We start from the raw sequence: 18,245 nt of genomic DNA, 5'->3' as shown, positions 1-18,245 counted from the left end.
CCCACAGTGGATCGGCGCTGAACATCCGATCAAGGCGTACGATTGCGCCGGGTTTCAATGATGTTCGGCAACTGGGAGATACGCCCCAACAACCGCCCCAACGCATCCAGCCCCGGAATTTCAATGGTCAGGGACATCAACGCGGTGTTGTCCTCTTTATTGGAACGGGTGTTGACTGCCAGTACGTTGATCCGCTCATTGAGCAATACCTGAGAAACGTCACGCAGCAGACCGGAACGGTCGTAGGCACGGATGATGATGTCCACCGGATAGGTGAGCACCGGCACTGGCCCCCAACTGACCTGGATGATCCGCTCCGGCTCGCGCCCGCCCAGTTGCAGCACCGAAGCGCAGTCCTGGCGGTGGATACTCACACCACGGCCCTGGGTGATGTAGCCAACAATCGCGTCGCCCGGCAACGGCTGGCAGCAGCCGGCCATCTGGGTCATCAGGTTGCCCACGCCCTGGATCTGGATATCGCCACGCTTGCCTGGCTTGTAGCCAGCGGCCTTGCGCGGAATCAGCTCCAGCTGTTCGTTGCCGCGTTCCGGCTCGACCAGTTGCTGCGCCAGATTGACCAACTGCGCCAGGCGCAGGTCGCCCGCACCCAAGGCCGCAAACATGTCCTCGGCGGTTTTCATGTTGGCCTTGTCGGCCAGCTTTTCGAAATCCACCTGCGGCAGGCCGAGGCGATTGAGTTCGCGTTCGAGCAGGGTCTTGCCCGCCGCGACGTTCTGGTCCCGCGCCTGCAACTTGAACCAATGGACAATCTTCGCCCGCGCCCGCGAGGTGGTGATGTAACCCAGGTTCGGGTTCAGCCAGTCACGGCTCGGCGTACCGTGCTTGCTGGTGATGATCTCGACCTGTTCACCGGTCTGCAGGCTGTAGTTGAGCGGGACAATACGCCCGTTGATCTTCGCGCCACGGCAGTTGTGACCGATTTCGGTGTGCACGCGGTAGGCGAAGTCCAGCGGGGTCGCGCCCTTGGGCAGGTCGATGGCATGCCCGTCAGGGGTGAAGATATAGACCCGATCCGGCTCGATATCGACCCGCAACTGCTCGGCCAGGCCGCCGATATCCCCCAGCTCTTCGTGCCACTCGAGCACCTGGCGCAACCAGGAGATTTTCTCTTCGTAATGGTTGGAGCCCGATTTGACGTCAGTGCCCTTGTAGCGCCAATGCGCGCAGACGCCCAGTTCGGCCTCTTCGTGCATGGCGTGGGTACGGATCTGCACTTCCAGCACCTTGCCCTCGGGGCCGATCACCGCCGTGTGCAACGAGCGGTAGCCGTTTTCCTTGGGGTTGGCGATGTAGTCGTCGAACTCCTTGGGAATGTGCCGCCACAAAGTGTGGACGATACCCAGCGCGGTGTAGCAATCGCGCATCTCCGGCACCAGCACGCGTACCGCACGCACGTCATAGATCTGGCTGAAGGCCAGGCCCTTGCGCTGCATTTTGCGCCAGATCGAATAGATGTGCTTGGCCCGGCCGCTGATGTCGGCATCGACGCCGGTCGCCTGCAACTCGCTCTGCAACTGGTTCATCACGTCGCTGATGAAGCGCTCGCGATCCAGCCGTCGCTCGTGCAGCAGCTTGGCAATCTGTTTGTACTGATCAGGCTCCAGGTAACGGAAGGACAAGTCCTCCAGCTCCCATTTGATATGGCCGATGCCCAGGCGGTGCGCCAGCGGCGCATAGATATCGAAGACTTCGCGGGCGACCCGGTTGCGCTTCTCATCGTCGGCGGTTTTCACCGCACGAATCGCGCAGGTGCGCTCGGCCAACTTGATCAGCGCGACGCGGACGTCATCGACCATGGCCACCAGCATCTTGCGCAGGTTTTCCACCTGACCCTGGGTACCCATGACCATCGATTGGCGCGGACTCAGGCTGGCGCTGATCGCGGCCATGCGCTGCACGCCATCGATCAGCTTGCCGACTACCGGGCCGAAACGCTGGCTGACGGCCGGCAACTGGATCTGGCCTTCGCGCACGCCACGGTAAAGGATCGCGGCGACGAGGGAGTCCTGATCGAGTTTGAGGTCGGCGAGAATTTCGGCGATCTCAAGGCCGGTGCGAAAACTCGAAGTGCCTTCGGCCCACAGATTTTTCGCGGCATTGTCCTGCTGTTCAGCCTGACGAGCGAACTCGCAGGCTTCCTTCAAGGCTTCGCGATCCAGTGCCGGATCGACACTGACCGCATGATCGAGCCAAGCCTCGAGGTTGATACTGCCGTCGGTGTTGATCGGCTGGTGTGCTCTCACCTGTACCATCTTGCTTACCTTCCCTACGACGCAGATTCAATGCGTCAAATCGCTGACCTTGGTTGCCCGTGCACGCTCGCGGCGAATCCTGCACGGGCGGTCCAGTCGGACCAGACGAGCATCCTAGCTCGCTTCAAATAACGCCATGGCCTCGACATGTGCCGTCTGAGGAAACATATCGAGGATCCCGGCACGTTTTAACCGGTAGCCCTGCTTGACCAATTCGAGCGTGTCGCGCGCCAGCGTTGCCGGGTTGCACGACACGTACACCAGACGCTTGGCGCCGAGCGCTGCGAGGTTGCGCACCACCTCGAAAGCACCGTCACGCGGTGGGTCCAAGAGTACCGCAGAAAAGCCTTCTTCGGCCCATTTGGCATCCGCCAAAGGCTGGGATAAATCGGCCTGAAAAAACTTCGCGTTATGCAAATTATTGCTAGTGGCGTTGGCTGCCGCGCGCTCGACCATGGTCTGCACGCCTTCTACCGCCACCACTTCGCGAACCTGCTGGGCCAGCGGCAAGGCAAAGTTACCCAAGCCGCAGAACAGATCCAGCACGCGCTCCTCGCTGCCGGGCTGCAACCAGTCCAGCGCCTGAGCCACCATCGCCTCGTTGACCCCGGCATTGACCTGCACAAAGTCACCCGGCCGGTACGCCAGGTCCAGGTTCCAGCGCTCCAGGCGATAGCCCAGCACTTGCTCGCTGTCCGCCGGTTGCGGCTCGCCCTCGCCATGCAGCCACAGTTGGGCTTCATGGAAGGCGCAGAATTCCTTGAGAATGACCAGGTCAGCCTCGGACAACGGCGCCATATGCCGCAGCAACACGGCCAATGACGAACCAGCAAACAACTCGACATGCCCCAGCGCCTGCGGCTTGCTCAGGCGTCGCAGCATGTCCGGCAAGCGGCTCATGATCGGCTGCAAGGGCTGTACCAGCACCGGGCACTGGTCGATGCCGACAATGTCCTGGCTACCCGCGGCACGGAAGCCGACTTCCAGCTTCTTCGTCTTGAGGTCCCAGCGCACGGCCACCCGGGCACGGCGGCGGTAGGCGAACTCCGGCCCGCTCAACGGCTCGGCCCAGGACTCGGGTTCGACACCGGCGACCCGCGACAACTGCTCGGCGAGCATGCGCTGTTTCAGGGCAAGCTGTTCGTTGTGGGGCAGGTGTTGCACGCTGCAACCGCCACAACGCCCGGCATGGGCGCAAGGTGCAGGACGGCGCAGCTCGTTGGCGACGAATACCCGTTCGGTACGCGCCTCCACCACCTTACCGTGGGCGCCAAGAACACGGGCTTCAACTTCCTCACCCGCGAGGGCACCCATGACGAACCAGGTACGCCCTTCGAAAAACGCGATACCGCGACCGTCGTTGGCCAGGCGCTCAATGCTCAAGCGCTGTTTTTTGCCGGTCGGGACTTGCGGGGCCTTGCTGCCACCCGTGGGTTGGAAGCGCAGGCCTCTCGGTTGCTTGGCCATCAGTTGGGCGCGTCGAAAATGCCGGTCGACAGGTAACGGTCGCCACGGTCACAGATGATCGCGACGATCACCGCATTTTCCAGCTCCTGCGACAGTCGCAGCATGGCCGCGACTGCACCACCGGACGACACCCCACAGAAGATGCCTTCTTCGCGAGCCAGACGCCGGGTGACATCCTCGGCTTCCGCCTGGGCCATGTCGACGATGCGATCGACCCGATCGGCTTGATAAATCTTCGGCAGGTATTCCTCGGGCCAACGACGGATCCCCGGGATCGCCGCGCCTTCCATCGGTTGCAGGCCGACGATCTGCACGTCCTGGCTCTGTTCCTTGAGGTAGCGTGACACCCCCATGATGGTGCCGGTGGTGCCCATGGAACTGACGAAATGGGTGATGCTGCCCTGGGTCTGGCGCCAGATTTCCGGGCCGGTGGTGGTGTAGTGCGCCTCGGGGTTGTCACCGTTGGCGAACTGATCCAGCACCTTGCCACGGCCTTCGGCTTCCATGCGCTGAGCAAGGTCGCGCGCGCCTTCCATGCCTTCTTCCTGGCTGACCAGGATCAACTCGGCACCGTAGGCGGTCATCGCTGCTTTGCGCTCGGCGCTGGAGTTGTCAGGCATGATCAGGATCATCTTGTAACCCTTGATCGCCGCGGCCATGGCCAGGGCAATCCCGGTATTACCGGAGGTTGCCTCGATCAGGGTATCGCCGGGATGAATCTGCCCACGCAGTTCGGCACGGGTAATCATCGACAGCGCCGGACGGTCCTTGACCGAACCCGCCGGGTTATTCCCCTCGAGCTTGAGCAGCAGGGTATTGCTGGTCACGCCAGGCAGGCGCTGTAGACGGACCAGCGGGGTGTTGCCGACGCAATCGGCGATGGTTGGGTACTGCAAAGTCATGGCGTATTCGCAATCCGGACTGCGGGGGCGCCCATCATACCGGCAAACGTGCGCGGGCCATATCACGCAAAGTAAGGAGCTTATGGCTCAACGCTATAAGGCCGCAGACCGGGCGATTCAAGCCGCCCCAGCGTGAGCCAGCAGACGAATGTTCAAGCGTAATCCACTGCCTGTGTTCTGCGCCCAGATAAACCCACCCTGGCGCTGTACGGCATTCCTGGCGATGCTCAGTCCCAGGCCGAAGCCGCCATTGCCGGGACGCGAGCCGTCGAGACGGGTGAACGGCAGGAAGATCCGTTCGAGATCGGCTTCGGCCACACCCCCGCCTTGATCCTCCAGCCACAGGTGCCAGTAATCGCCATCGCGCCCCCCGCCGAGACTGACACGGCCGCCGGCCGGTGAGTGACGGATGGCATTGCGCAGGATGTTTTCCAAGGCCTGGGCCAAGGTATTGAGGTTGCCGCGCACCCAACACTCGGCATCCACAGAACATTGCAATTGAGTGCTCGGCCAGGCGCTTTCGTAGCAGGCATTTTCGCTGAGCATTTCCCACAGCGCCTGGACCTGGATCGCCTCATCCGGCAGCGGCGAGCGCTCGGTGTCGAGCCATGCCAGTTGCAGTGTGTCCTCGACCAGGCGCTGCATGCCATCGACCTCACGGCCGATGCGTTCGCGCAGTTGCGCCAGGTCCTGCTCACTCTCGCTGGCCACCCGCAGCCGGCTCAACGGGGTGCGCAGTTCATGGGACAAGTCACGCAGCAACTGTTGCTGCAGCGCCACGGTGCTCTGCAGACGCTCGGACATGTGATCGAATGCCCGCCCCAATTCGCCCAGCTCATCCTGACGGCTGATGGTCTGGCTCGACAGGCGCACCCCCAACTGATCGGCACGCCAGGCATTGGCCTGTTCACGCAGGCTGTTGAGCGGAACCACCAGCAAGCGGTACAGCCCGACACACAACAGCAGCGTGATAAATCCGGGAATCACGCCATTGGTGATCACCCGCCAGAACAACTGATTGCGCCCCGGCATGAAACGCTGGGGCAGTTCCATCACCAGGCTGCCGGCTGCAGGATCACCGGGAAACGGCAGGCGCAGTCCGGGCAGGCGCTTGTTATGAATGGGCCAATCGAGGTTGCGCAGAAAAGTCAGGCGCTCGACCTGCTGCTCGCTCAAGGGCTGGGTGCCGAGGGATTGCAGGTCCGCGCCGACGACGTCGGCCCAACCTTTTTCACGCTTGCGCAGGCCCTGCAAAAAGCCATCGACGCCTTCGTGGCGACCACTCAACCAGGCCTGCTCGGCCTCGGCGGCATAGCGTGACAGAGTGGCGCGCGCCTCTGGCGAGAGAAACTGGTCCTGCTTCTCCATGTAGCGGCCCCAGGACCAACTCAGCCAGATCATCAGCAGGCAGAAGGCAACGAGGAGCAGCGCCAGCTTCCAGAACAGCGAGTGGCGGCCCGGGACGTCAGACCACTTCATCGGCGGCGCTCAATACATAGCCTTTGCCCCATACCGTGCGCACTTCGCGCTCGCTGTAGCCGATGGCCTTGAGCTTGCGGCGAATCTGGCTGATGTGCATGTCCAGACTACGGTCGTGGGGCGCGTAGCCGCGCTGCAGGACGTGTTGGTAGAGGAACGCCTTGCTGAGGACTTCTTCACCGTTGCGATTGAGCGTATCGAGCAGGCGATACTCGCTGCGGGTCAACCCGGCCCAGCCCTGACCGTAATAAACGTCAGACAGTTCGTCATCGAAGCGCAGGCTATGGGTGTCGCTGCTGACGGCCGGGGCGACGTGCCGCCGGTCGAGGGCTACCCGACGCAGTATGGCTTCAATGCGTACCCGCAGTTCGGCCATGCTGAAGGGCTTGGGCAGGTAATCGTCGGCGCCCAGGCGAAAACCGCTGATGCGGTCGGCCTCGGCGCCCAGCGCCGACATCAGTAATACCGGCGTCGAGTCGCAGGAGCGCAGGTCGGTCAATACAGCCAGACCGTCCATGCCCGGCAGCAGAATATCCATCAGCACCACATCGAAGGCCTGGGCACGAGCCATTTCCAGACCTTCCCGGCCGTTCTGGCACCAGGTCACCTGAAAACCGCAACGGCCCAAGTGCTCATGCACATAAGCACCGAGTACGAGGTCATCTTCAATGGTCAGAATGCGGGGAAGGCCAGCAGATACGGGAGTCATTAGCTTCTGCAAGTAATTCTCAATCACTGATTATTCAAGATTGTCTGTCCTTGAGCAACCCGTGACTTGGGCCATGGCCTGGCGACACGATGGAAGGCAGACTCGCCCCCGGGTAATTAGCCAGGATTGCCCGCAAGCAAATCGCTACACTGGCCAGGTGTTGCGCGCCGGATGTGCGCATCCGCATCGATGAACCGCGTGTTGACGGGAGAGCGGCGTGCTGAAGAAACTCGGGATCAAGGGTCGTGTCCTGCTGCTGACCTTGCTGCCGACCAGCCTGATGGCGCTGGTCCTGGGTGGGTATTTCACCTGGATGCAGCAGACTGATCTGCAGGCCCAGTTGATGACACGCGGCGAAATGATCGCTGAACAGCTGGCACCCTTGGTGGCGCCGCCTCTGGCGCACAGCAACGCCGACCTGCTCGAACGCATCGCCAAACAATCGCTGGAGCAACCGGACGTGCGAGCGGTGTCGTTCCTGGCCCCGGACCGCAGCCTCCTGGCGCATGCCGGACCACTGATGCTCAACCAGGCGCCGATCGGCGACAGCACGCACCTGCTGCGCCGAACCGGCAACGACGCGACGCGCTACCTGCTGCCAGTCTTCGGCAAACATCGCAACCTGGCGGGCGAGGTGATTCCGGGGGAAGACGACCGCCTGCTCGGCTGGGTCGAGCTGGAACTGTCCCACAGCGGCATGCTGCTGACTGGCTATCGCAGTCTGTTCGCCAGCCTGATGCTGATTGGTGGTGGCTTGATCTGCACCGCCCTCCTCGCCCTGCGCATGGGCCGCACCATCAACAACCCGCTGACCAGCATCAAGCAGGCCGTGGCCCAGCTCAAGGACGGCCACCTGGAAACCCGCCTGCCGCCACTGGGCAGCCAGGAACTGGACGAACTGGCCTCGGGCATCAACCGCATGGCCAGTACCTTGCAGAACGCCCAAGAAGAATTGCAGCACAGCGTCGACCAGGCCACCGAAGACGTACGCCAGAACCTGGAAACCATTGAGATCCAGAACATCGAACTGGACCTGGCGCGCAAGGAGGCCCTGGAAGCGAGTCGGATCAAATCCGAATTCCTGGCCAACATGAGCCACGAAATCCGCACACCGCTCAACGGCATCCTGGGCTTCACCCACCTGCTGCAGAAAAGCGAACTGACGCCGCGTCAGCTCGACTACCTGGGCACCATCGAAAAGTCCGCCGACAGCCTGCTGGGAATCATCAACGAGATTCTCGACTTCTCGAAAATCGAGGCTGGCAAGCTGGTGCTCGACCGTATTCCGTTCAACCTGCGCGATCTGCTGCAGGACACCCTGACCATCCTCGCCCCCGCCGCCCACGCCAAACAACTGGAGCTGGTGAGCCTGGTGTATCGCGACACCCCGCTGTCGCTGATCGGCGATCCGCTGCGTCTGAAGCAGATCCTCACTAACCTGGTGAGCAACGCGATCAAGTTCACCCGCGAAGGCACCATCGTTGCCCGCGCCATGCTCGAAGATGAGCATGAGGACAGTGTGCAACTGCGCATCAGCATTCAGGACACGGGCATCGGCCTGTCCAACCAGGACGTGCGTGCGCTGTTCCAGGCCTTCAGTCAGGCCGACAATTCGCTGTCCCGCCAACCCGGTGGCACCGGCCTGGGCCTGGTGATCTCCAAGCGCCTGATCGAACAGATGGGTGGCGAGATCGGGGTCGACAGCACCCCGGGCGAAGGGTCGGAATTCTGGATCAGCCTGAGCCCGCCGAAAACCCGCGATGATGTCGAAGACCTGCCACTCGCGCCGTTGCTGGGCCGACGTATCGCGGTGCTGGAAAACCACGAACTGGCACGTCAGGCGCTGCAGCATCAACTGGAAGACTGCGGCCTTCAGGTCACCCCGTTCAACACCCTGGAGAGCCTCACCAACGGGGTCACCAGCGCCTTGCAGACCGAGCAGGCAATTGACCTGGCGGTGCTCGGCGTGACCTCCAACGACATGCCACCGGAGCGCCTCAACCAGCACATCTGGGATCTCGAACACTTGGGCTGCAAGGTGCTGGTGCTGTGCCCGACCACCGAACAGACCCTGTACCACCTCTCGGTGCCCAACCCCCACAGTCAGTTGCAGGCCAAGCCGGCCTGTACTCGCAAGCTGCGCCGGGCGCTGTCCGACCTGGTCAGCCCGCGCCCGGTGCGCAACGAACCCAACGAACCGCTCTCGAGCCGCGCGCCGAAAGTGCTGTGCGTGGATGACAACCCGGCCAACCTGCTACTGGTGCAGACCCTGCTCGAAGACATGGGTGCCAGGGTGCTGGCGGTCGAAAGTGGCTACGCCGCAATCAAGGCGGTGCAGACCGAGACCTTCGATCTGGTGCTGATGGATGTGCAGATGCCTGGCATGGACGGGCGGCAAACCACCGAAACCATTCGCCAGTGGGAAAGTACCCGGCAGAACACGCCCCTGCCCATCGTCGCCCTCACGGCCCATGCCATGGCCAATGAAAAGCGCGCCTTGCTGCAAAGCGGCATGGACGACTACCTGACCAAACCCATCAGTGAACGCCAATTGGCCCAGGTGGTATTGAAGTGGACCGGACTCGCCTTGCGCAATCACACTCCTGAACGCAGTGACAGCCCGAGCCAGGCCAACGAGCTGCTGGTGCTCGACCCCGATGAGGGCTTGCGCCTGGCCGCCGGCAAGGCCGATCTGGCCGCCGACATGCTGGCCATGCTACTGGCATCGCTGGAGGCCGATCGCGAGGCGATTCGCGCCGCTCGCGAAAACCATGACCACAATGCCCTGATCGAGCGCGTCCACCGCCTGCACGGGGCGACCCGCTATTGTGGCGTCCCGCAACTGCGCGCCGCCTGCCAGCGGAGCGAAACCCTGCTCAAACAACAGGACCCCAAGGCCCACACCGCCCTGGAAGATCTCGAACGAGCGATCAATCGCCTAGCCCTGCAGGCCCGCATCAGCGCCTGATCCAGGGCAATGGCCGGCGGTGCCACGATCTGTAGACTCAGTGCACCCAGAATAAGGATGAGACCATGCGCACCCTTCTCTTCAGCAGCCAGACCTACGACCGCGACAGCTTTCTCGCCGCCGCGCAATCTGGCGCCAACGAACTGCACTTCCAGGCCGCACGCCTGAGCCTCGACACCGTCGCCCTGGCTGAGCACTTCGAGGTGGTCTGCGCCTTTATCAATGACGACCTCAGCGCCCCGGTCCTGGAAAAGCTGGCGGTCGGCGGCACTCGCCTGATCGCCTTGCGCTCGGCTGGCTACAACCATGTCGACCTGGCTGCGGCGCATCGTCTGGGCTTGAGCATCGTCCGCGTCCCGGCTTACTCGCCCCACGCCGTGGCAGAGCACGCGGTGGCCTTGATCCTGGCCCTCAACCGCCGCCTGCATCGCGCCTACAACCGCACCCGCGAGGGCGACTTCACCCTGCATGGCCTGACCGGTTTCGACCTGTACGGCAAGACGGTGGGCGTGGTCGGCACTGGGCAAATCGGCGCTACCTTCGCGAAAATCATGGCCGGTTTCGGCTGCCAGTTGCTGGCCTATGACCCCTACCCCAATCCGCAGGTCGAAGCCCTCGGCGGTCGCTACCTGCCATTGCCGGAGCTGCTGGCGCAATCGCACATCATCAGTCTTCACTGCCCGCTGACCGCCGACAGCAAACACCTGATCAACAGCCAGTCACTGGCCGACCTGCAACCCGGCGCCATGCTGATCAACACGGGGCGTGGCGCGCTGGTGGATACACCGGCCTTGATCGAGGCATTGAAAACCGGTCAGTTGGGCTATCTGGGCCTGGATGTCTATGAAGAGGAAGCGCAGCTGTTTTTCGAAGATCGCTCCGACCTCCCGCTGCAGGACGACGTGCTCGCCCGGCTGCTGACTTTCCCCAACGTGATCGTCACCGCCCACCAGGCCTTCCTCACCCGTGAGGCCCTGGCCGCGATTGCCGCGACTACGTTGCAGAACATTGCCGATTGGGCCGCTGGCACCCCGCAAAACCGGGTCGAAGGCTGATTCTGCCGGATCGAAGGTCACATCCGTGGGCCATGAGCCAGTGCTTCGCGTGCTAGCATATCGGCCATATTTGGAGGACCCATGGTCGAACACGATTTCCGCTACACCCTGATGAACCCGCAACACACCCTGACCGAATGCCGCGCACTGACGCCGGGACGCTATCAAGTCACCGGCAACGGTGGCTCGATTCGTGCCAACGATGTTCTGCTGGTGACCCTCAAAGGCAGCAAGGACTTGTCCATGCGCCTGACCGTCGACAACGTGCGTCACCTGCTCAAGCCCATGGGCCAGTGGGTTGCCGTAGCCACCGGTCCGGTGTTTGGCGAACTGGCGATTCATACCTGGCAAGTCAACTGCGACAGCTGCGCCAAAGAGCTGAGTTTTGAGTTCGCGGTCGATGCCAAACTCGGTAACAAGGCTGAAAAACCAGCGGCCACCGCGCGCATTGCCGAGCTGGGCTGGAAAACCGTCGGCGACAAACACCTGTGCCCGAAGTGCCAGGAGTCCGCGTAATGAAACACCTGGTTCTGGCCGGGATGGCGGCTGCGTCTCTGCTGGGCTGCGCCGCCGAGCCGGTGAAGCTGCAGCAGGACCGCAGCTATATTCTGGAATGGATTGGCGAGCGCCCGTTGATCGACTATAGCCACTTGACCATCACCCTGGGTACAGACGGTCGCGCCTACGGCAACGGCGGCTGCAACCACTGGTTCGCGCCCTATACCCTGGACGGCGACAAGTTGAGCTTCGGCAAAGTCGGCAGCACCCGCAAAATGTGCGCGCCGGCGCTGATGGAGCAGGAAAAACGCTTCCTGCAAGCGTTGGAAACCGTGCAACGCTGGGACGTCTCGCCGATCGAGCAAATGCGCTTCTGGCCGGCCGAAGGCAAGCCGTTGCGCTGGTGGCTGGAAGAGGGCTGATCCGCTTCCTGGAGCGTGCTTGCTCGCGAAGGACGTTAACGATAACGCGTTAATCCAGGCAATACCCTTCGCCTGTTACGCCTTCGCGAGCAAGCTCGCTCCTACAAGAAGCAAGCAGAGCGCCTCTCCCACTCAATTCTTCGCCTGCAACGCCTGCAACTTGGCCATCACCCCCGCCGCCGTCTGCTCACCCATCAACTGCTCACGCACCTTGCCCTTGTCGTCGACGATGTAGGTCACCGGCAACGCTTCGCTGCGCGGCAGCTCGAAGCGCTCCGCCGGATCCTGAGCCAACACGGTGAACGCGATCCCCAGCTTGTTGCTGGCGCTCTTGAGTTCTTCGCCCTGCACGCCGTCGAAATTCACACCGAAAACACCGATCTTCTGTCCCTTGAGCTGCTCGGCCAGGGCATTGAGTTCAGGAATCTCGGTGCGACACGGACCGCACCACTCGGCCCAGTAATTGAGCACGAACCATTGGCCATCCAGGCGTTCGGAAGCCACTTTCTGTCCCAACTGGTCGGTGCCGTAGTCGTAACCACAGCCCCCCAGCAGCAAGGTTGCGAAAAGTGCCAGTACTGCGGTCAATCGCCTTGTCATGGGGCTGATCCTTACTAAATAAAAAGGTACTGCTTGCGACCCATTGCCTCGCGAGGTTCTGGACTGCTCGCCACACAGGTAGAATAGCCGCCACCTTACGCAAGATGCGACCCGCACATGACCGATCTGACGCTTTATCACAATCCGCGCTGCTCGAAATCCCGCGGTGCGCTGGAACTCCTCGAAGCCCGTGGCCTGACACCAACCGTGGTGCGCTACCTGGAAACCCCACTCGACGCCACGCAACTGCAAAGCCTGCTGGGCAAACTGGGGATCAGCGCCCGGCAACTGCTACGCACAGGCGAAGACGAGTACAAATCCCTCAATCTGGCCGACGCCAGACTCAGCGAGGCGCAGTTGATCGCCGCCATCGCCGCCCACCCGAAGCTGATGGAGCGACCGATTCTCGAAGTCGGCGACAAAGCCATCATCGGCCGGCCACCGGAGAATGTATTGGAGCTGCTGCCGTGAGTGCGCCGTACATTCTGGTTCTGTATTACAGCCGCAGCGGCTCGACCAACGAAATGGCCCGGCAGATCGCTCGCGGCGTCGAACAGTCCGGCATGGAGGCACGCCTGCGCACGGTGCCGGCCATCTCCACCGAATGCGAAGCCGTGTCGCCGAGCATTCCCGACGAAGGCGCGCTGTACGCCAGCCTCGACGATCTCAAGCACTGCTCGGGTCTGGCCCTGGGCAGCCCGACCCGGTTCGGCAACATGGCGGCGCCGCTTAAGTACTTCCTCGACGGCACCAGCAACCTATGGCTGACCGGTGCGCTGGTGGGCAAGCCGGCGGGGGTCTTCACCTCGACCGCCAGCCTCCACGGCGGCCAGGAAACCACCCTGCTGTCGATGATGCTGCCGCTGCTGCACCACGGCATGCTGATCACCGGCTTGCCCTACAGCGAATCGGCCCTGCTGGAAACCCGTGGCGGTGGTACGCCGTACGGCGCCAGTCATCACGCCGGAGCGGACGGCAAGAGCGGTCTGAACGAACATGAAATCGCCCTGTGCCGGGCCCTCGGCCTGCGCCTGGGAAAAACCGCGCAAAAGCTGGAGAGCGACCGTGGCTAAAAAGCCGAAGATCCTGCCCTCCATCGACTGGCTCGAACCCCGCGTACGTATCAGCCGTGCAGCCAGCCTGCTTTGCTTTTCCGGTCTAATCGGTTTGCTCTGCGCCTATTACCTGGTGTTTGCCGACCTGCACGGCGCCCGGCCCTGGGTGATCCTGCTGATCGAACTGGTGCCGCTGTTGCTGCTGGCACCGGGAATGATCAGCGGCAGCCCACGCGGCCATTCGTGGATGTGCTTTGTGGTCAACCTGTACTTCATCAAGGGCGCGATTGCTGCGTTCGACCCCAATCGCCAGGTATTCGGCCTGTTGGAGATGGCCGCCAGCCTGGCGGTATTCTGCTCGGCGCTGCTGTATGTGCGCTGGCGCTTCCAGCTCAATCGCAAGCTGGCCGGCGAAGGCGAACCCGCTGCCGCGTGACAGGCGCCGCCGATGCTGGCGGCGCCAAACCCTCAATGATTGACGGTAAACGCCAGCATCATCGATAGCTGGCACATCGGCCGGCCGCTCTCGGCGTGCCATTGATTGAAGGCGTTCTGCACGGTGGCCAGGTCCCGCAGGCTGGTAGGCACCTTGTCGACGATCTTCTGTGCGTTCAGCGCCGCGACCACGTCATAGCTGGGCACGAAGGTGTCCTTGCCAACCATCCGCAGAAAGCGTGGCGCCGACAGGCCGCCCAATTGGTGGCCGTGTTTGGCCAGGTACTTCCACAGGCCAACGATATCGGTCACCGGCCATTCGGCGATCAATTCGCCGAAACTGCCCTTCTCCTTTGCCACATCAAGGATGAACTGCGCATTGCGCGGCACGCTCTTGAGCTTGCCCAGGTGGCGGATGATCCGCGCATCCTGCATCAATCGCTCAAGGTGCTCGGCCCCCATCAGCACAACCTTTTCCGGGTCGAAGCCGAAGAACACCTGTTCAAAGGCCGGCCATTTGGCATCCACCAGGCTGTGCTTGAGACCGGCGCGAAAGACCCGTAGCGCCAGGGTCGACAGGTAGCGATCATCGCTGATCTGGCGCAGTTGGTCGGGGGTCTTGGGAACGGGCAGATGGGCTTCCAGTTCAGATGCCGAACCAAAGCGGTTCAGGCAATACTCGTGCAGCCACTTGTAATCGTGCATGCCCTCTCCTGAGCATAGAAATGGAAACGGCGCCCGCGAGCGCCGTCAGACCCAACCGGTGACAGGGGGTCAGAGATTGACCACATTGACGAAGCGCGACGCCGCGCTTTCGTCGATGGTCAGGCTGGTGAAGTCGAACAGATTGCGGTCCGCCAGTTGCGACGGGATCACGTTCTGCAGGCTGCGGAAAATGCTCTCGGTGCGCCCAGGGGTCTTGCGCTCCCATTCCTGAAGCATCTCCTTGACCACCTGGCGCTGCAGGTTTTCCTGGGAGCCACAGAGGTTGCACGGGATGATCGGGAACTGCTTGAGGTCCGAGTAGGCCTGAATGTCCTTCTCGTTGCAGTAGGCCAGCGGGCGAATCACCACGTTGCGCCCGTCATCGGCACGCAACTTCGGTGGCATGGCCTTGAGCGAGCCGTTGAAGAACATATTGAGGAAGAACGTCTCGACGATGTCGTCGCGATGATGCCCGAGGGCCATCTTGGTCGCGCCGATTTCATCGGCAAAGGTGTAGAGCGTACCGCGACGCAGGCGCGAGCACAGCGAGCAGGTGGTCTTGCCCTCGGGAATCAGCTCCTTGACCACCGAGTAGGTGTCCTTCTCGACGATGTGGTACTCGACCCCCAACTCCTTGAGGTACGCCGGCAACACATGCTCGGGAAAACCTGGCTGCTTCTGGTCCATGTTGACGGCAACGATCTCGAACTTGATCGGCGCGACCTTCTGCAGGTGCAGCAGCACGTCGAGCATGGTGTAGCTGTCCTTGCCCCCGGACAGGCAAACCATGACCTTGTCGCCGTCCTCGATCATGTTGAAGTCGGCAACGGCCTCACCGGCCTGCCGGCGTAGACGTTTCTGCAGTTTGTTCTGGTTGACCGTAAGAGTGCCCATGGCGCTTGAAATCCGCGAGGTGTGACGAAAGGCCGGCATTTTACGCAAAAACGCCGGACGGGCGAGCTATCCATCTGCGATTAACGTCGGTTTTTACAGCGCGATTTGCTCTAAAGGCAGCGTACCGGCGCGATTCAGTCCTTTCTATACTGCGACATAAGGTCGTACACACCTCTAGACCTTTGGCCACTGGCCGGTAGGCGCTCCGTTGGGGGGCGATAGCAATCACGAAGGAGTGACTGACTATGATCCATCACGTCGTGGGACTCTTTACCCACCCCGATCAAGAATGGAAGGAGATTCGTGGCGACCAAGAGGAAAGCATCAGCCACATGTACCTGACCCACACACTGATTTTGGCGGCAATTCCCGCTGTTTCAGCGTTTATCGGCACGACCCAGGTGGGCTGGGTGATCGGCAGCCGAGCACCGGTCATGCTGACCCACGAAAGCGCCCTGTGGATGACCATCATGTCGTACCTGGCGATGCTCTGCGGTGTCGCGGTGATGGGCGCTTTCATTCACTGGATGGCCCGTACATACGACGCCACACCGAGTCTGGCGCGCTGTGTGGCATTCGCCACCTACACCGCAACCCCGCTGTTCATCGGCGGTCTGGCGGCGCTCTACCCACACATGTGGCTGGGCATGATCGTCGGCACGGCAGCTATTTGCTACACGGTGTACCTGCTTTACGTGGGCCTGCCGACCTTCATGAACATTCCATCCGACGAGGGTTTTCTGTTTTCCAGTTCGGTCCTGGCCGTAGGGCTGGTGGTGCTGGTGGCCATCATGGCATTCACCGTGATCGTCTGGGGCCTGGGCGTCGGCCCGGTCTATACCAACTAGCGCTGGATGCTGTACCAACAGGCCGCCGCAAGGCGGCCTTTTCATGTGGCGACGACCATTGGGCGGCCGGGCGATTCGCAATGCCCGGGGTTTACCGCATACTTGACGCCTCTGGAGATCCGTTAAGCATGCCCGAGCAACTCAATACCCGCGTCGAAGACTGTTTCCAACTGGCTGAATCCTTTTTCAAACGCCCTTTCAAACGTCCGGTGGTCAGCCTCAAGTTGCGCGGCCAGAAGGCCGGTGTGGCACACCTGCATGAAAACCTGCTGCGCTTCAATCCACAGCTGTACCGCGAAAATACCGAAGATTTCCTCAAGCAGACCGTGGCCCACGAGGTCGCGCACCTGATCGCCCACCAGCTGTTTGGGGACCGCATCGCACCCCACGGTGAGGAGTGGCAGTTGATCATGCGCGGCGTCTACGAGCTGCCGCCCAACCGCTGCCACACCTACGCAATCAAGCGCCGCAGCGTGACTCGCTACATCTACCGCTGCCCCTGTGCCGACAGCGACTTCCCGTTCTCGGCCCAGCGCCACAGCCTGGTCCGCCAGGGTCGGCGTTACCTGTGTCGGCGCTGCCGGCAAACCCTGGTGTTCACCGGCGAGTCGCGTGTCGAATAAACAGCCTCAGGCGATTGCCTTGGCCCGCCGCAATTCAGCGATCTGTTCGACGCTGTAGCCCAACTCGGCCAGTACCTGATCGCTATGGGCACCGACAGCTGCGCCAATGTGCTTTGGCGCTGGCAAGCCGCCAGAAAACTTCAGCGGGCAAGCCATCTGCGCCTGAGTCGTGCCGTCCGCGCGCGGCACCTGCGTCACCAGTTGGCGCGCCTGAAGCTGGGGATGCGCCACCGCCTCGGACAGACTCAGAACCGGCTCGACGCAGGCATCGATCACGCCGAACAGCGCACACAGCTCGCTGTAGTCGCGTTTTTCGAACTCGATCTGCAGCGCCTGCTTCAAGGCTTGTTGCTGCTCGGGTCGAGGCGACAAGCCTTGAGCTGCCAACTCGGGCCGGCCCAACGCCGCGCACAGCTGTTGCATGAAGTTCGGCTCCAGGCTGCCCACCGACATCCAGCGTCCATCGCGGCTACGGTAGTAGTCGTAGAAGCTGCCACCATTGAGCATCTGCTCTTCCCGCCCCGGCTCCACGCCACACGCCAGATACCCCGCCCCGGCCAGCGCATTCAGGCTGAACGCGCAGTCGGTCATGCTCACGTCCAGATGCTGGCCTTGCCCCGTGTGCTGACGGGCAATCACGGCTGCCAGCAGGCCGATCACCCCATGCAGGGAGCCGCCGGCAATGTCGGCGGCCTGGATACCCAGGGGTAACGGCCCACTGTCCTCGCGTCCGGTGTAACTCGCCAGACCGGCCAGCGCCAGGTAGTTGATGTCGTGCCCGGCGCGATCCTTGTAGGGGCCGGTCTGGCCGTAGCCGGTGATCGACACGTAGATCAGCCGCGGATTGATCGCCTTCAAGGCTTCGTAGCCCAGGCCCAGGCGCTCCATGACACCGGGCCGGAATTGCTCGAGGAGAATGTCGTGGTCCTGCAACAGTTGCTTGACCACTTCCAGCGCCTGCGGCTGCTTGAGATCCAACGCCAGGCTGCGCTTGTTGCGGTTGAGGTAGGCGTGGCTGGCCGAGGTGCCCTGGTCGTGGGGCGGCAGGACTCGCAGCAGGTCCATGCGGGTCGGCGACTCGATACGCAGCACTTCGGCGCCCATGTCCGCCAACAATAACGAGGCGAACGGCCCTGGCAGCAGTGTCGAAAAATCCAGAACTTTCAGTGATGCCAGTGGCCCCTGCATAAGTCTTCTCCTTGGACGATCCATCCAGACTAGGCAGCGGATGCCGTGGCGGCAATAACTTTAAACAACGGCAGAGGTGACATTTGCGCTCAAATCGCGAGCAAGAAAAAACCCGCCGCAGCGG

18 protein-coding genes are annotated in these 18,245 nt (G+C 62.2%); 9 read left to right on the top strand and 9 right to left on the bottom strand.

The window, feature by feature from the left end; genetic code table 11:
• Positions 1-29: 29 nt before the first annotated feature.
• The 5 genes from relA to NR126_RS09360 all read right to left on the bottom strand — a co-directional run bounded on the left by relA (position 30) and on the right by NR126_RS09360 (position 6,830).
• Complete coding sequence (gene relA, locus NR126_RS09380; RefSeq protein ID WP_027619967.1) at positions 30-2,273, bottom strand: GTP diphosphokinase; 2,244 nt, start codon at positions 2,271-2,273, stop codon at positions 30-32.
• A gap of 114 nt (positions 2,274-2,387) precedes the next feature.
• Complete coding sequence (gene rlmD / locus NR126_RS09375; RefSeq protein WP_256830072.1) at positions 2,388-3,740, bottom strand: 23S rRNA (uracil(1939)-C(5))-methyltransferase RlmD; 1,353 nt, start codon at positions 3,738-3,740, stop codon at positions 2,388-2,390.
• A complete protein-coding gene (gene cysM / locus NR126_RS09370; RefSeq protein WP_027619965.1) occupies positions 3,740-4,642 on the bottom strand; it encodes a cysteine synthase CysM in 903 nt (300 codons plus the stop codon). The genes rlmD and cysM overlap by 1 nt, the downstream gene beginning before the upstream one ends.
• Before the next feature lie 117 nt (positions 4,643-4,759).
• On the bottom strand, positions 4,760-6,121 hold the full coding sequence (locus NR126_RS09365; RefSeq protein WP_033866302.1) for a sensor histidine kinase: 1,362 nt from the start codon (positions 6,119-6,121) through the stop codon (positions 4,760-4,762).
• Positions 6,108-6,830, bottom strand: a complete 723-nt coding sequence (locus NR126_RS09360; protein ID WP_027619964.1) for a response regulator transcription factor — start codon at positions 6,828-6,830, stop codon at positions 6,108-6,110. Before NR126_RS09360 ends, NR126_RS09365 begins: the two co-directional genes overlap by 14 nt.
• Before the next feature lie 217 nt (positions 6,831-7,047).
• On the opposite strand from NR126_RS09360, the gene NR126_RS09355 reads away from it, so the two are divergent.
• The 4 genes from NR126_RS09355 (at position 7,048) to NR126_RS09340 (ending at position 11,773) form a co-directional block, all read left to right on the top strand.
• Entirely contained in the window at positions 7,048-9,798 is a 2,751-nt protein-coding gene (locus NR126_RS09355) for a response regulator (protein WP_256830071.1), read from the top strand.
• Positions 9,799-9,863: 65 nt separating this feature from the next.
• Positions 9,864-10,853, top strand: a complete 990-nt coding sequence (locus NR126_RS09350) for a 2-hydroxyacid dehydrogenase (RefSeq protein ID WP_256830070.1) — start codon at positions 9,864-9,866, stop codon at positions 10,851-10,853.
• Positions 10,854-10,934: 81 nt separating this feature from the next.
• On the top strand, positions 10,935-11,369 hold the full coding sequence (locus NR126_RS09345; RefSeq protein ID WP_105753822.1) for a hypothetical protein: 435 nt from the start codon (positions 10,935-10,937) through the stop codon (positions 11,367-11,369).
• A complete protein-coding gene (locus NR126_RS09340) occupies positions 11,369-11,773 on the top strand; it encodes an META domain-containing protein (RefSeq protein WP_027619960.1) in 405 nt (134 codons plus the stop codon). Before NR126_RS09345 ends, NR126_RS09340 begins: the two co-directional genes overlap by 1 nt.
• A 132-nt stretch (positions 11,774-11,905) precedes the next feature.
• On the opposite strand, the gene NR126_RS09335 is transcribed toward NR126_RS09340, so the two are convergent.
• Complete coding sequence (locus NR126_RS09335; RefSeq protein WP_027619959.1) at positions 11,906-12,373, bottom strand: TlpA disulfide reductase family protein; 468 nt, start codon at positions 12,371-12,373, stop codon at positions 11,906-11,908.
• A gap of 117 nt (positions 12,374-12,490) precedes the next feature.
• On the opposite strand from NR126_RS09335, the gene arsC reads away from it, so the two are divergent.
• The 3 genes from arsC to NR126_RS09320 are packed head-to-tail and all read left to right on the top strand — an operon-like array spanning position 12,491 to position 13,864.
• Entirely contained in the window at positions 12,491-12,844 is a 354-nt protein-coding gene (arsC, locus tag NR126_RS09330; protein WP_027619958.1) for an arsenate reductase (glutaredoxin), read from the top strand.
• Positions 12,841-13,446 carry an NAD(P)H:quinone oxidoreductase gene (gene wrbA / locus NR126_RS09325; RefSeq protein ID WP_027619957.1) on the top strand — a complete coding sequence of 202 codons (606 nt, stop codon included), beginning with the start codon at positions 12,841-12,843 and terminating at the stop codon, positions 13,444-13,446. Before arsC ends, wrbA begins: the two co-directional genes overlap by 4 nt.
• Positions 13,439-13,864: a DUF2069 domain-containing protein gene (locus tag NR126_RS09320; protein ID WP_256830068.1), complete on the top strand. Its 426-nt coding sequence runs from the start codon at positions 13,439-13,441 to the stop codon at positions 13,862-13,864. The genes wrbA and NR126_RS09320 overlap by 8 nt, the downstream gene beginning before the upstream one ends.
• 32 nt (positions 13,865-13,896) lie before the next feature.
• Here the strand turns inward: NR126_RS09320 and NR126_RS09315 are convergent, their stop codons facing one another.
• Positions 13,897-14,568 carry a DNA-3-methyladenine glycosylase I gene (locus tag NR126_RS09315; RefSeq protein WP_027619955.1) on the bottom strand — a complete coding sequence of 224 codons (672 nt, stop codon included), beginning with the start codon at positions 14,566-14,568 and terminating at the stop codon, positions 13,897-13,899.
• Between the two features lie 69 nt (positions 14,569-14,637).
• Positions 14,638-15,462, bottom strand: coding sequence for a tRNA 2-thiocytidine(32) synthetase TtcA (gene ttcA / locus NR126_RS09310; RefSeq protein WP_027619954.1), 825 nt, complete (start codon positions 15,460-15,462; stop codon positions 14,638-14,640).
• A gap of 245 nt (positions 15,463-15,707) precedes the next feature.
• On the opposite strand from ttcA, the gene NR126_RS09305 reads away from it, so the two are divergent.
• Both NR126_RS09305 and NR126_RS09300 read left to right on the top strand, forming a co-directional pair.
• A complete protein-coding gene (locus NR126_RS09305; protein ID WP_027619953.1) occupies positions 15,708-16,310 on the top strand; it encodes a Yip1 family protein in 603 nt (200 codons plus the stop codon).
• Positions 16,311-16,438: 128 nt separating this feature from the next.
• The gene (locus tag NR126_RS09300) at positions 16,439-16,933 is read left to right on the top strand and encodes a SprT family zinc-dependent metalloprotease (protein ID WP_027619952.1); all 495 of its coding nucleotides are present in this window, start codon (positions 16,439-16,441) and stop codon (positions 16,931-16,933) included.
• A gap of 6 nt (positions 16,934-16,939) precedes the next feature.
• Here NR126_RS09300 and NR126_RS09295 read toward each other — a convergent pair whose 3' ends face one another.
• Positions 16,940-18,121, bottom strand: a complete 1,182-nt coding sequence (locus NR126_RS09295) for a CaiB/BaiF CoA-transferase family protein (protein ID WP_027619951.1) — start codon at positions 18,119-18,121, stop codon at positions 16,940-16,942.
• Between the last annotated feature and the right edge of the window lie 124 nt (positions 18,122-18,245).

The organism is Pseudomonas sp. Pse1 (genome assembly GCF_024519635.1).
Classification (GTDB): domain Bacteria; phylum Pseudomonadota; class Gammaproteobacteria; order Pseudomonadales; family Pseudomonadaceae; genus Aquipseudomonas.
The sequence above is the reverse complement of the archived record's forward strand: the minus strand, read 5'-3'. Positions and strand labels throughout refer to the sequence as shown.

Bases quoted from the DNA above. Each gene is read 5' to 3' on its own strand.
- NR126_RS09295 (WP_027619951.1), bottom strand. From the start codon at position 18,121: ATGCAGGGGCCACTGGCATCACTGAAAGTTCTGGATTTTTCGACACTG.
- arsC (WP_027619958.1), top strand. From the start codon at position 12,491: ATGACCGATCTGACGCTTTATCACAATCCGCGCTGCTCGAAATCCCGC.
- NR126_RS09345 (WP_105753822.1), top strand. From the start codon at position 10,935: ATGGTCGAACACGATTTCCGCTACACCCTGATGAACCCGCAACACACC.
- NR126_RS09360 (WP_027619964.1), bottom strand. From the start codon at position 6,830: ATGACTCCCGTATCTGCTGGCCTTCCCCGCATTCTGACCATTGAAGAT.
- relA (WP_027619967.1), bottom strand. From the start codon at position 2,273: ATGGTACAGGTGAGAGCACACCAGCCGATCAACACCGACGGCAGTATC.
- NR126_RS09350 (WP_256830070.1), top strand. From the start codon at position 9,864: ATGCGCACCCTTCTCTTCAGCAGCCAGACCTACGACCGCGACAGCTTT.
- cysM (WP_027619965.1), bottom strand. From the start codon at position 4,642: ATGACTTTGCAGTACCCAACCATCGCCGATTGCGTCGGCAACACCCCG.
- NR126_RS09340 (WP_027619960.1), top strand. From the start codon at position 11,369: ATGAAACACCTGGTTCTGGCCGGGATGGCGGCTGCGTCTCTGCTGGGC.
- NR126_RS09365 (WP_033866302.1), bottom strand. From the start codon at position 6,121: ATGAAGTGGTCTGACGTCCCGGGCCGCCACTCGCTGTTCTGGAAGCTG.
- NR126_RS09300 (WP_027619952.1), top strand. From the start codon at position 16,439: ATGCCCGAGCAACTCAATACCCGCGTCGAAGACTGTTTCCAACTGGCT.
- NR126_RS09335 (WP_027619959.1), bottom strand. From the start codon at position 12,373: ATGACAAGGCGATTGACCGCAGTACTGGCACTTTTCGCAACCTTGCTG.
- rlmD (WP_256830072.1), bottom strand. From the start codon at position 3,740: ATGGCCAAGCAACCGAGAGGCCTGCGCTTCCAACCCACGGGTGGCAGC.
- ttcA (WP_027619954.1), bottom strand. From the start codon at position 15,462: ATGGGCACTCTTACGGTCAACCAGAACAAACTGCAGAAACGTCTACGC.
- NR126_RS09305 (WP_027619953.1), top strand. From the start codon at position 15,708: ATGATCCATCACGTCGTGGGACTCTTTACCCACCCCGATCAAGAATGG.
- NR126_RS09315 (WP_027619955.1), bottom strand. From the start codon at position 14,568: ATGCACGATTACAAGTGGCTGCACGAGTATTGCCTGAACCGCTTTGGT.